The organism is Actinomadura coerulea (assembly GCF_014208105.1).
Lineage (GTDB): Bacteria > Actinomycetota > Actinomycetes > Streptosporangiales > Streptosporangiaceae > Spirillospora > Spirillospora coerulea.
The window spans coordinates 8,072,167-8,084,453 of the sequence record NZ_JACHMQ010000001.1; the positions used below are offsets into that span (position 1 = coordinate 8,072,167).

Below are 12,287 nucleotides of genomic sequence, written 5' to 3' on the forward strand. Positions count from 1 at the left end.
GGGCGACGCCCCGGCCGGCGTCCCGGAGTCCGCGAGCGGCGGGCTGATGGTCAAGGCCGAGGCGGTGCACAAGTCGTTCGGACGCCTGGAGGTGCTGAAGGGCATCGACCTGGAGGTCAAGCCCGGCGAGGTGATGTGCGTCGTCGGCCCGTCCGGGTCGGGCAAGTCGACGTTCCTGCGCTGCGTCAACCACCTGGAGAAGATCAACGCGGGGCGGCTGTGGGTGAACGGCCACCTCGTCGGCTACCGGGAGAAGGGCGGCAAGCTCTACGAGCTGCGCGACCGGGAGGTCGCCGCCCAGCGCCGCGAGATCGGCATGGTCTTCCAGCGGTTCAACCTCTTCCCCCACATGACGGCGCTGGAGAACGTCATGGAGGCGCCGGTGCGGGTGAAGAGGCAGCCGAAGGCGCAGGCCAGGGAGCGGGCCGTCGCCCTGCTCACCCGCGTCGGGCTCGGCGACAAGGTGAACAGCTACCCGGCGCAGCTGTCCGGCGGGCAGCAGCAGCGGGTCGCGATCGCGCGGGCCCTCGCCATGGAGCCCGCGCTGATGCTGTTCGACGAGCCGACCTCCGCGCTGGACCCCGAGCTCGTCGGCGAGGTCCTGGAGGTCATGAAGCAGCTCGCCCTCGACGGCATGACCATGGTCGTGGTCACCCACGAGATGGGCTTCGCCCGCGAGGTCGGCGACTCGCTGGTCTTCATGGACGGCGGCGTCGTGGTGGAGGAGGGCACTCCCCGGGAGGTCCTCGCGAACCCCAAGCACCCCCGCACCCAGGACTTCCTTTCCAAGGTGCTGTGACGCCCGGCCGAGCGGCCCGTCCCCGACACGCCCGGGGGCGGGCCGTTCCGCTCGCCGGCCGGCGGTTAGTGTGCGTTCATGTTCGCTGTCACGGCCACACAGATCGACGCAGACCATCCGCTGAACGGGCTCACGCTCGGGGAGCGGCCCGATCCCGAGGTACCGGACGGCTGGACGACCGTCACGGTGAAGGCCGCCGCGCTCAACCACCACGACCTGTGGTCGCTGAAGGGCGTCGGCCTGCCCGCCGACCGGCTCCCCATGATCCTCGGCGGTGACGCGGCCGGGGTGGACGAGGACGGCAACGAGGTCATCGTGCACTCGGTGATCGGCGACCCGGACCGGGGCGGCGGCGACGAGACCCTCGACCCCAAGCGGTCGCTGCTGTCGGAGGTCCACCCCGGGACGCTCGCGGAGAAGGTGGCGGTGCCTCGCCGCAACCTCGTCCCCAAACCGGCCGGGCTGTCGTTCGAGGAGGCGGCCTGCCTGCCGACCGCGTGGCTCACCGCGTACCGGATGCTGTTCGGCAAGGCCGGGCTCCAGCCCGGCGGGTCCGTGCTGGTGCAGGGCGCGGGCGGGGGCGTCGCGACCGCGGCGATCACGCTGGCGGCCGCCGCCGGGTACCGCGTCTACGCGACCAGCCGCAGCGAGGCCAAGCGCAGGCGCGCCGAGGAGATCGGGGCGGACGCCGCCTTCGAGACGGGCGCGCGGCTGCCCGAGCGGGTCGACGCCGTGATCGAGACCGTCGGCCAGGCGACCTGGTCGCACTCGCTGAAGTCGCTGCGCCCCGGCGGGCGCGTCGTGGTGTCCGGCGCGACCAGCGGCCAGGTGCCGCCCGCCGAGCTGAACCGCGTGTTCTTCCTCCAGCTACAGATCGTCGGCTCCACCATGGGGACCCGCGACCAGCTGGAGCGGCTCGCGCGGTTCCTGGTCAAGACCGGCGTGCGCCCGCAGATCGACCGGGTCCTGCCGCTCGGCCGGGCGGAGGAGGGCTTCGCCGCGATGGCCGAGGGCGACCTCTTCGGCAAGATCGTCTTCACGCCGTGACGCCGTGACGCCGTGCGGGAGCCCGTGGCCGGGACGCCCCGGTCACGGCTCCCGGTCGAAGATCTCCTTCCGCAGCCGCTCGCGCGCCTCGTCGAGGACGGCCTGCGCCGCGGCGAGGCCGTCGTCGTCCAACCGGGCGCTCTTCGCGGACCCGCGGACGTCCTCGACGAACCCGCGCAGCAGGCGCTCCAGCTTGAGGCGGGCGACGTCCTCGCGGGTCCCCGTCGCGGTCTTCCAGGCGTCGTCCCAGTTCTGCCGCCACTCCTCCTTCCACGCCTGCGTCTGCTCCCGCCAGTGCTCCTTCTGCCGGCGCCACTCGTCCTTTTGGCGCTCGGTGGTCTCCTTCCACGCGTCCTTGGACGTGGTCTTGCCCTGGTCGCGCATCGTCCGGGCGGCCTGCGTCAGCTCCTCGCGCAGCGTCCGCACGGTCTGGCGGACGTCCTCCTGCACGCCGCGCGCGAACTCCTGCGCCGAGGCGGCGATCTCCTCCTCCAGCTCGGCCAGCTCGTCCATCCGGCGCTCCAGCTCCTCGCGTCCCTTGTCGGTCAGCGAGTACACCTTCTTGCCCTTGACCACCTCATGGGTGACCAGGCCCTCGGCCTCCAGCCGGGCCAGCCGCGGGTAGATCGTGCCGGGGGAGGGCGAGTACACCCCGAGGAACCGGTCCTGCAGGAGCCGGATCACCTCGTAGCCGTGCCGCGGGCTCTCCTCCAGCAGCTTGAGCAGGTACAGCCGCAGGCGACCGTGGCCGAAGACGGGGCTCACGTCGTCACTTCTCCATTCGGGGTGTGGTGATCTCGGGGGCGTCGTCGTCGCGGCCGAGGAGGGCGATCGTGCCGGACACCGTGTTGACCGCGACCCGCCCCGAGCCGTCCCCCATCTTCCCGCTGACGGAGCGCGAGACGGCACGCTCCTGCCGGTCGAGCGGGAAGGGCGTCTCGATCCGCCCGGCGGCCGAGTTCAGCGTCACCTGCGCGCCCGTGGACGCCGGGACGCGCAGCGCGACCTCGCCCGAGACCGTGTTCACCTCGACGCCCCCGCTGCCCGACAGGTCGACGTCGGCGGCGACGCGGCCGCTGACCGTGCGGGCCGCCAGCCGCTCGACGGACGCGCCGGCGAGCGTCAGGTCGCCGGACACGGAGGTGAACGACACCGTCCCGTCCAGGCCCTGCGCCTCGACCGCGCCGGAGACCGTGTTGGCGTCGATCGCGCCCGCCACTCCGTCGAGCGTCACCCCGCCCGAGGCGCTCTTGATCGACGTGCGGGCCGTCGTGCCGGTCACCACCGCGTCCGCCGACACCAGGTTGAGGCTGACCGGGCAGTCGCGCGGGACGGTCACGGTGATCTCCGCGCGGACCTTCTGGTTGCGCAGCCAGCCGAGCACGCCCTCCCAGAGCTTCTCGTGGGTGACGGTCAGCATCCCCGCCTCGTGCGTGACCACCAGCGGCGGCCCCTCGACGCCGCCGACCATGACCGAGGGGCGCTCGTCGGAGGCGAGCACCGAGACGCTGCCCGCGATCAGCGTGACCCGCAGCGCGACCACGCCGTCGAAGTCGAGGGTGGTGGGTTCGTCGATCGTCCAGCGCGACATCACGATGTGCCCTTCGTCCAGGAGGCGTGCCGTCGGTTATCACGATATGTCGCGTTTCCGGGAAGTCAAGACATATCGCGTTCAGCCTCCGGAGGGCGGACCCCCGGACCTCCCGGAGGGACCCGCCGGCGCCCTCCGCTCCGCGGTCAGTCGTCCTCCTCGTCGTCGAGGCGCGCGAGCCAGGTGGCGAGGCGGTCGACGGGGGTCTCGAACTCGGGGTTCAGGTCCACGAACTCGCGCAACCGGCCCGCCAGCCACTCCAGGCTGACCTCCTCGGCGCCGCGCCGGTCCGCCAGCTCCTCGATGCCGCGGTCGGTGAAGTACATCGCGTCCCCTCCCCATGGACGCCGAGGGCCCCGGCGCTGTGCACCGGAGCCCTCGGATCGATCGGTTACCGCTCTACTTCTGCTCGCCGAACAGGCGCGCGAGCAGCGCCTCCTGCTCCGCCTGGTGCAGCTTGTTCGAACCCACCGCCGGGGACGAGGACGCCGGGCGCGACACCCGCGACATCTTGAGCCCGTCGATGTGGCGCGGCAGCTTGAGCGCCATGAACGGCCAGGCGCCCATGTTGGCGGGCTCGTCCTGCACCCAGACGACCTCGACGTCGTCCGGGTACTTGGCCAGCTCTTCCTTGATCTCGTCGACCGGCGGCGGGTAGAGACGCTCGACCCGCACGACCGCGGTGTCGTTCGCGCCCGTCGCCTGCCGGGCCTTCACCACCTCGTAGTAGATCTTGCCGGTGGTGAGCAGCACCCGCCGCACGCCCGCCGGGTCGATCGCCGGGTCGCTCTCCGGGATCACCGGCTGGAACGCGCCAGCGGTGATCTCCTCGACCGGGGAGGCGGCCGCCTTCAGCCGCAGCAGCACCTTCGGCGTGAACACGACCAGCGGCTTGTGCCGGTTCGACAGCACCTGCCAGCGCAGCAGGTGGAAGTAGTTCGCCGAAGTGGTCGGGTAGGCGACCGTCATGTTGTCCTGCGCGCACAGCTGCAGGTACCGCTCGATCCGCGCGGACGAGTGGTCGGGCCCCTGGCCCTCGTAGCCGTGCGGCAGCAGCAGCACGACGCCCGAGTGCTGGCCCCACTTCTGCTCGCCGGAGGAGATGTACTCGTCCACGATCGACTGGGCGCCGTTGGCGAAGTCGCCGAACTGGGCCTCCCAGCACACGAGCGCGTCGGGCCGCGTCATCGAGTAGCCGTACTCGAAGCCCATCGCGGCGTACTCGCTGAGCAGCGAGTCGTGCACGTAGAACTTCGACACGCCCTGCCCGAACTGCTTGAGCGGCGTGTACTCCTCGCCCGTCTTGCGGTCGACGAGCACCGCGTGCCGCTGGCCGAACGTGCCGCGCCGGGTGTCCTGCCCGACGAGCCGCACCGGGTGGCCGTCGATCAGCAGCGAGCCCATCGCCAGCAGCTCGCCGGTGGCCCAGTCGATCGCGTCGTCCTCGATCATCTGGGCGCGGCGCTGCAGGATCGGCTGGAGCCGCGGGTGCGGCGTGAAGCCGTCCGGCAGGCTGACCTGCGTGTCGATGATCCGCTTCACGGTCTCCAGCGGGATCGCCGAGCCGGCGCTGCCGTGGTCGATCGGGATGCGCTCCTCGACGTCGGGCTTCACGACCGAGCCCGGTTCGAGGGGCTTCTTCACGGCCTCGCGGGTCTCGGTGAAGGCCCGCTCCAGCTGCTCCTGGTAGTCGCGGAGCGCCTGCTCGGCCTCCTCCACCGTGATGTCGCCGCGGCCGATCAGGGCCTCGGTGTAGAGCTTGCGCACCGACCGCTTGGCATCGATCAGGTCGTACATGAGCGGCTGCGTGAACGAGGGGTTCTCACCCTCGTTGTGACCCCGCCGCCGGTAGCAGATCATGTCGATGACGACGTCCTTCTTGAACGTCTGCCGGTACTCGAACGCCAGCCGCGCCACCCGCGCGCACGCCTCGGGGTCGTCCCCGTTCACGTGGAAGATCGGCGCCTGGATCATCCGCGCGACGTCGGTGGCGTAGACGCTGGAGCGCGAGTACTCCGGCGCCGTGGTGAAGCCCACCTGGTTGTTGATGATGACGTGCACGCTGCCGCCGGTGCGGTAGCCGCGCAGCTGCGACAGGTTCAGCGTCTCGGCCACCACGCCCTGCCCGGCGAACGCGGCGTCGCCGTGGAGCAGGACCGGCAGCACGGTGAAGCCGGCCTCGCCGACGTCCAGCAGGTCCTGCTTGGCGCGGACGACGCCCTCCAGCACCGGGTCGACCGTCTCCAGGTGGGAGGGGTTCGCGACCAGCTCGGTGTGGATCTTGGAACCGTCGCTCGCGACGAAGTCGCCGGACGCCCCGAGGTGGTACTTGACGTCGCCCGAGCCCTGGGCGCTGCGCGGGTCGAGGTTGCCCTCGAACTCGCCGAAGATCTGCCCGTAGGACTTGCCGACGATGTTGGCGAGGACGTTCAGCCGGCCGCGGTGCGCCATGCCGATCACGACCTCGTCCAGGCTGGCCTTGGCCGCCGCCGAGATCACCGAGTCGAGCAGCGGGATGACCGACTCGCCGCCCTCCAGCGAGAACCGCTTCTGCCCGACGAACTTCGTCTGCAGGAACGTCTCGAAGGCCTCGGCGCTGTTCAGCCGCCGCAGGACGTGGAGCTGCTCCTCGCGCGAGGGCTTGTCGTGCGGGACCTCGACGCGCTCCTGGATCCAGGCGCGCTCCTCCGGGTCCTGGATGTGCATGTACTCGATGCCGACGGTCCGGCAGTACGCCATCCGCAGCACGCCGAGGATGTCGCGCAGCTTCATCGTCGGCTTGCCGCCGAACCCGCCCGTCGCGAACTCGCGCTCAAGGTCCCACAGGGTGAGGCCGTGCTTGAGGATGTCGAGGTCGGGGTGGCGGCGCTGCTTGTACTCCAGCGGGTCGGTGTCGGCCATCAGGTGGCCCCGGACCCGGTAGGCGTGGATCAGCTCGTGGACGCGGGCGACCTTGGCGACGTCGTCCTCGTGGGTGGCGGAGATGTCCTTGACCCAGCGCACCGGCTCGTACGGGATGCGGAGGGCCTCGAAGATCTCGTCGTAGAAGCCGTCCTCGCCGAGCAGCAGCTGGTGGATGCGGCGCAGGAAGTCGCCGGACTGCGCGCCCTGGATGATGCGGTGGTCGTAGGTGGAGGTCAGCGTCATCACCTTGCTGATCCCCATGCGCGACAGGGTGTCGCTCGACGCGCCCGCGAACTCGGCCGGGTACTCCATGGCGCCGACGCCGATGATCGTGCCCTGGCCGGGCATCAGCCGCGGCACCGAGTGGACGGTGCCGATCGTGCCCGGGTTCGTCAGGCTGATCGTGGTGCCCTGGAAGTCCTCCAGGGTGAGCTTGCCGCCGCGGGCCTTGCGGACGATCTCCTCGTAGCCGGCCCAGAACTGGCGGAAGTCCAGCGTCTCGGCGGCCTTGATGCTCGGCACCACCAGCTGGCGGGAGCCGTCGCCCTTCTGCAGGTCGATGGCCAGCCCGAAGTTCACGTGCTCCGGCCTGATCAGCACCGGCTTGCCGTCCACCTCGGTGAACGCGGCGTTCATCTCGGGCATCGAGGCCAGCGCCCTGACGATCGCGTACCCGATCAGGTGCGTGAACGACACCTTGCCGCCGCGGCCGCGCTTGAGGTGGTTGTTGATGACGATGCGGTTGTCGATCAGCAGCTTGGCCGGGACGGCGCGCACGCTCGTCGCCGTCGGCACGGCGAGGCTGGCCTCCATGTTGGTGGCCGTCCGGGCGGCGACGCCGCGCAGCCGGACCTCCTCGGCGCCCGCCGGCACCGGCGGGGGCGCCGGCCTGTCCGCCTTCGGGGCGGGGGCCTTGGCGGCCTGCCCGGCCGGAGCCTTCGGCGGTGCCACCGGCGGCTGCGGTGTCGGCGGAGCGGCCGCCGTGCCGTTGGCGGCCTTCGGGGCCGCGCCGTCGGCCTGGGGGGTGGCGGACACGGGCCGGCTGCCCGGCTGGTAGTCCGCGAAAAAGTTCCACCAGGCTTCGTCAACGGAGTTGGGGTCGTCGAGGTACTTCTGGTACAGCTCGTCGACCAGCCACTCGTTGGCGCCGAAATCGGTCAGCATCGGGTCGGCACTAGTATGCGACGACTCTGTCGACACGGCGGAGATCGCCCTCTTCCGCAGCTCGCAGGTAAGTTCTGAGACGCATCAAGGCTACTCGCACTTGCCCCCGCACCACGCCAGCGTGTCCCAACCCCGCCCACACCGCCCCGTCCATTGGCGGGACCAGCCGAAGGCAGGGCCGTGCCTTCGGCAAGATCTACCAGGGGAAACGCGGCTCAGTGCGTGTGCGGGGCGACGGTCGGGCCTTCGGAAGCCTGGATCAAGACGAAACCCTGGCCCTGGTAGGCGAGCTGCATCGCCTCGCCGCTGCCGCGGCCGATGAGGGCGCTGGCCTTGAACGTGCGGTTGACGCCGACCTGGAGGCTCGTGCTCCACGCGACGGCGGACTGGCCGTCGGCGAACGTGGGGGCGCGGCCGCAGTCGAGCATCACCGGGGTGCCGTGCGTGGTGAGCGCCACCCATCCGGTGCCCTGGAGGGTGGTGTTGAACAGGCCGCCCGCGGCGATGCCGGCGCCCTGGACGCGCTGGATGTCGGACTGCAGGTGGGAGTCGTAGGCGAGGATGTTCTTGCCGTTGACGGTGATGCCCTCGTTCTCCAGGTAGAACAGGTGGATGTCGTCGGCGTCGTTGGCGACGAACAGCAGGCCCTGGCCCTTGACGCGCATGAGGGGGACGCCCTCGCCGGTCAGGGCCTTCTTCATAAACTTGCCGATGCCGCCCGCGCCCTCGTAGTCGAACTCCATCTGCCCCTGGAAGGCGACCATGGAGCCCTGCCGGGCGAGGACGTCGCCGTTCAGGTGGACCCGGAGCATCTTGGAGTTCTGGAGGGCGAAGTGGCCGGGGAGCTGCTGCCCCTGTTCGAGGTTGCCGAAGAACTGGCTGCGCATGGTGGGGTCGTGCCTCTCGTGCGGATTACTGGAGGTGCGCCAGCATAACCACGGAGACGCGGTCAACGTCCCCTGTCATGCGGGGCGGTCCAGTCCACGAGCGGGCCCTTGGCGACGACGCCGGAGGGGTTGATGTTCCGCTGGGTCACGTAGTAGTGCCGCTTGATGTGGTCGAAGTCCGTGGTCTCGCCGAACGCGGGGATCGAGTACAGGTCGCGGGCGTAGCCCCACAGGTTCTCGTAGTCGGCCAGGCGCCTCAGGTTGCACTTGAAGTGGCCGTGGTAGACGGCGTCGAAGCGGGCGAGCGTGGGGTAGAGCCGGACGTCGGCCTCGGTGATCTCGTCGCCGAACAGGTAGCGGCGGGTGGACAGGCGCTCCTCCAGCCGGCCGAGGGTCTCGAAGAGGGCGTCGAAGGCCTCCTCGTAGGCGCCCTGCGAGGTGGCGAACCCAGCCTTGTACACGCCGTTGTTGACCGTCTGGTAGACGAGCTCGTTCAGCTCGTCGATCTCGGGCCGCAGCGCCTCGGGGTACAGCTCGGGCGCGCCGGGGCGGTGGTGGGCGGTGAACTCCGTCTCGAACATCGTGGTGATGTTCGGGAAGTCGTTGGTGACCAGGCGCTCGGTCTCGGTGTCCCAGACGCAGGGCACGGTGTAGCGGCCCTGGAACCCGGGGTCGGTGGACAGGTACAGCTCGGAGAGGAAGACGGCGCCGGTCACCGGGTCGCGGTCGGGGAACCGCCAGCCCCGCTCGTCCCGGATGGGGTCGACGACCCCGACGCCGATCGCGTCCTCCAGTCCGAGGAGCCGCCGCACGATCAGGGTGCGGTGCGCCCACGGGCACGCGTAGGAGACGAAGAGCCGGTACCGCCCGGGCTCGGCGGGCAGGCCGCTCGACCCGTCCGCCGTGATCCGCTCGGTGAACCGGTTCGCCTGCCGGACGAAGCGGCCTCCCTCGACCTCCTGCACGCTCATGCCCGTCTCCCTCTGAAGTAGGTGAGGACGGCCCCGAGGCCGGCACCTGAGAGCGATCCGGATACGGGAACCTCGCGGCTACCATAACCGTCGGTATCCAGTGTGAAACGGCCGCGACGGCCGGCCGGCCGATCGACGAGGTGGCGGGGGTCCATGCTCGAACAGTTCAACGCCCTGGTGGACGGCCTGCCACCGGCGATGATCTATCTGATCATCGCGGCGCTGGTGTTCGCGGAGGCCGCGCTGTTCGTCGGCTTCGTGTTCCCGGGCGAGACCGCGATCGTGGTCGGCGGCGTCCTGGCCAGCCAGCACGTGCTGTCGCTGCCGCTGCTGCTGGTCATCGCGGTGGTCGCGGCCGTGGCCGGCGACTCCGTGGGCTACGAGATCGGCCGCAGGTACGGGCCGCGGCTGCTGGACGTCCAGATGATGCGAAGACACCGGGCGAAGGTCGCGGCCGCGCACGACATGATCCGCCGCCGCGGCGCGTTCGCGGTGTTCATCGGACGGTTCACGGCGCTGCTGCGGGCGCTCATGCCGGCGCTCGCGGGCAGTTCGCGGCTGCCGTATCCGAAGTTCCTGCTGTTCAACGTCATCGGCGGCGTCACGTGGGTGGTGACGTTCACGCTCGGCGGCTTCTTCGCGGGCACGGCGTTCGAGCACGCGGCCAAGCTCGCGGGCCGGGGCCTGGCGATCGGGCTGGCGGCGGCGGCCGTCGTCGCGCTGGTGGTGTGGAGCGTCCGCAGGCACCGCCGCGAGGCCCGCGAGGAGGCCGAGGCCCAGGCCGCCGAGGACGTCTCCGAGGACGAGGACGAGTCGGCGCCGACGCTGCCGTCCTGACGCCGGGAGCGCCTGGCTGGCCCAGTGCGGGTGACCGGTGCCGCCGAGGGCCGGCAGGATGACGGCGGCGGCCAGAAGGGCGAGCTGCCAGGTGCGGTCGACGACGGCCCACACCAGGGCGATGAGCTCCTGCTCGGCGGGCGTCGTCAGCCGCTGCCCACTTGAGGTCAACTGCGGTGATTGTCGTTTTTGGGGTGTTCTCGTCCCACCCTTTACGGAGGTTCGTGCGACGCTCGACAGGGCCGCAACGACCGTCTGGGGGGTTGATGAAGGCGCTGCTGAACTCGCTGAACGAGCCCGAGAAGGCTCTTGTCCGGGAGACCGGGAGTGCCGAACTCTCCGACCTCACCGAGGACGGGCTCGTCGATCTGCACACGCGGATCCGGCGCGCCCGCAACAAGTACAGCAAGCTGTACCGCCGCACCGCGAGCGCGCGGATCGAGGAGCACGGCGGACGGGGCAAGGCCCGTCCGAAGAACACCCGCGACGCCCAGAAGGCAGAGGTGTTCGAGGACGCCCTGGCCCGCGTGAGCTGGTATCTGGCCAGGGCCGCAAGGCGCAGCGCCTCAGAGATCAAGGCCGAGCGCATCGCCGCGGCCAACCCGTCCCGCCCAGGCCCGCCTCAGCCCGGCGCCCCGCAACCCGAGTCGATGACGCCCCAAACGACAGCTCGCCGCAGACCCACGACCGCCGACCCGGCCCTGAACCGCCGCCACGCCGCCACCCGCGCCAAGGGCGCCCGACGCCAAGCCCGCCGCGACGCCCGCTGAGGACGCGGGGCCTAGAGGTGCATCCGCCCGCTGATCATCGGCAGGTCCAGGTAGGTGCGGATGCCGGGGTCGGCGCCGCACACGGCCGGGACGGAGTTCAGGGCGTGCGCGGACGCGGCGGAGATCGCGTCGCGGACCCACTCCTCGCCGGCCGTCAGCGTGAGCGGCGGCCGGCCGTCCACGCGCAGCGAGTACCCGGGCCGCCCCCACACGTCGGGCATCCGCGCGGCGTCGGCCTTGTGCACGATCTCCACGGTGATCACCGGCCGGCCGGCGGCGAAGCCGTTGAACGTCCAGCGGTCCGCGGCGACGGTGCCGCGCGGGATCGGCCCGGCGGCGGTGGCGAGGTCGGCGCCGGCCAGCCGGTGGTCGACGTCCACGTCGATCTCGTCGAGCTCGACGCCGAGCCCGGCGGCGACCAGGTGCAGGCTCTCGGAGAACAGCGTCCGCATCGCGGCGCGGTGCGGGCGCAGCGCGCGCAGGTACTCCTCCTCGTCCTTGCCGAACCCGAGCAGGTCGTGGACCAACCGCCAGGACGGGTGCCGGGCGAAGTCGGAGCACTCGCGGGCGTAGACGTGGGTGATCCGGCGCGACAGCCGCGACAGCACCAGCGGCATCACGTCGGCCATGAAGCCGTGGCTGACGCCGCTGCCGTGCACCGTCACGCCGCCGCGCTTGCAGGCCTGCTCCAGTTCGTTCACGAAGAGCGGGCCGTGCGCCCGCGGGTAGACCAGCCCGGTGAGGGAGACCAGGTTCTTGCCGGACGCCAGCAGCGCGCAGATCGTGTCCAGCTCGGCGAAGCGGTCGGGCTTCGGGCTCGGGGCGTACAGGACGCAGTCGGCCTCCAGGCCGAGGATCTCGCCGAGGTCGCCGGTCGCGGCGACGCCGACCGGGTCGCGTCCCGCGAGCGTCCCGGCGTCGGCGCCCACCTTGGCCGGGGTGTGCACCCACGCGCCGGCGAGCTCCATGTCGTCGCGGTCCAGGACGCCCCGGATCGCGCTGCGCCCGAGCGCGCCCGTCGCCCACTGCACCACCCGGTAGCGGCGTCCGGACGCGGACGCGGCGGCGGGGCTCATCGCACGGGACCTCCGTTGCTCCTCGTGATGCCGACGGGTGAGGAGACTACGCGGTGGGCAGGGCGGGAATTGCGGCGATTGGCGCAATTTCCTCCCACGTCCCATCGTACGCGGGACCGTCCCGGCGTCCAGCCGGGAAGGAACCCCGGGGGCCGCGGCCGAGCGGGATTCGGTTCAGTGGTACCACTGGGTAACGCCTTGATGATTTCCTGGGGGCGTAGTCGGTGCGATGTGAGGAGAC

General features: G+C 71.2%; 11 protein-coding genes. 4 read left to right on the forward strand and 7 right to left on the reverse strand.

Features of this window, described 5'->3' with window-relative positions; all coding sequences use genetic code 11:
- Nucleotides 1-46 precede the first annotated feature (46 nt).
- Both BKA00_RS37580 and BKA00_RS37585 read left to right on the forward strand, forming a co-directional pair.
- Nucleotides 47-799 (forward strand): amino acid ABC transporter ATP-binding protein, encoded by a 753-nt coding sequence (locus BKA00_RS37580; protein ID WP_185035349.1) that lies wholly within the window; start codon nucleotides 47-49, stop codon nucleotides 797-799.
- A gap of 78 nt (nucleotides 800-877) precedes the next feature.
- Nucleotides 878-1,846, forward strand: a complete 969-nt coding sequence (locus BKA00_RS37585) for a zinc-binding dehydrogenase (protein WP_185033263.1) — start codon at nucleotides 878-880, stop codon at nucleotides 1,844-1,846.
- A gap of 42 nt (nucleotides 1,847-1,888) precedes the next feature.
- Here the strand turns inward: BKA00_RS37585 and BKA00_RS37590 are convergent, their stop codons facing one another.
- From BKA00_RS37590 to BKA00_RS37615, 6 genes are all read right to left on the reverse strand, one after another.
- The gene (locus tag BKA00_RS37590) at nucleotides 1,889-2,611 is read right to left on the reverse strand and encodes a PadR family transcriptional regulator (protein WP_185033265.1); all 723 of its coding nucleotides are present in this window, start codon (nucleotides 2,609-2,611) and stop codon (nucleotides 1,889-1,891) included.
- Between the two features lie 4 nt (nucleotides 2,612-2,615).
- Nucleotides 2,616-3,437: a DUF4097 family beta strand repeat-containing protein gene (locus BKA00_RS37595; RefSeq protein WP_185033266.1), complete on the reverse strand. Its 822-nt coding sequence runs from the start codon at nucleotides 3,435-3,437 to the stop codon at nucleotides 2,616-2,618.
- Between the two features lie 146 nt (nucleotides 3,438-3,583).
- Complete coding sequence (locus BKA00_RS37600) at nucleotides 3,584-3,763, reverse strand: DUF6104 family protein (protein ID WP_185033269.1); 180 nt, start codon at nucleotides 3,761-3,763, stop codon at nucleotides 3,584-3,586.
- Nucleotides 3,764-3,836: 73 nt separating this feature from the next.
- Nucleotides 3,837-7,505, reverse strand: coding sequence for a multifunctional oxoglutarate decarboxylase/oxoglutarate dehydrogenase thiamine pyrophosphate-binding subunit/dihydrolipoyllysine-residue succinyltransferase subunit (locus tag BKA00_RS37605; protein WP_185033271.1), 3,669 nt, complete (start codon nucleotides 7,503-7,505; stop codon nucleotides 3,837-3,839).
- 215 nt (nucleotides 7,506-7,720) lie between these two features.
- Nucleotides 7,721-8,392, reverse strand: a complete 672-nt coding sequence (locus BKA00_RS37610; RefSeq protein WP_179833163.1) for an AIM24 family protein — start codon at nucleotides 8,390-8,392, stop codon at nucleotides 7,721-7,723.
- 62 nt (nucleotides 8,393-8,454) lie between these two features.
- Nucleotides 8,455-9,363 carry a glutathione S-transferase family protein gene (locus BKA00_RS37615; protein ID WP_185033273.1) on the reverse strand — a complete coding sequence of 303 codons (909 nt, stop codon included), beginning with the start codon at nucleotides 9,361-9,363 and terminating at the stop codon, nucleotides 8,455-8,457.
- 153 nt (nucleotides 9,364-9,516) lie between these two features.
- Here BKA00_RS37615 and BKA00_RS37620 point away from each other — a divergent pair, with 153 nt between their 5' ends.
- Both BKA00_RS37620 and BKA00_RS37625 read left to right on the forward strand, forming a co-directional pair.
- Nucleotides 9,517-10,200 carry a DedA family protein gene (locus BKA00_RS37620; protein WP_185033275.1) on the forward strand — a complete coding sequence of 228 codons (684 nt, stop codon included), beginning with the start codon at nucleotides 9,517-9,519 and terminating at the stop codon, nucleotides 10,198-10,200.
- Between the two features lie 266 nt (nucleotides 10,201-10,466).
- Nucleotides 10,467-10,970 (forward strand): hypothetical protein, encoded by a 504-nt coding sequence (locus tag BKA00_RS37625; RefSeq protein ID WP_185033277.1) that lies wholly within the window; start codon nucleotides 10,467-10,469, stop codon nucleotides 10,968-10,970.
- Between the two features lie 11 nt (nucleotides 10,971-10,981).
- On the opposite strand, the gene BKA00_RS37630 is transcribed toward BKA00_RS37625, so the two are convergent.
- Nucleotides 10,982-12,046 carry an NAD(P)H-dependent amine dehydrogenase family protein gene (locus tag BKA00_RS37630; RefSeq protein WP_185033279.1) on the reverse strand — a complete coding sequence of 355 codons (1,065 nt, stop codon included), beginning with the start codon at nucleotides 12,044-12,046 and terminating at the stop codon, nucleotides 10,982-10,984.
- Between the last annotated feature and the right edge of the window lie 241 nt (nucleotides 12,047-12,287).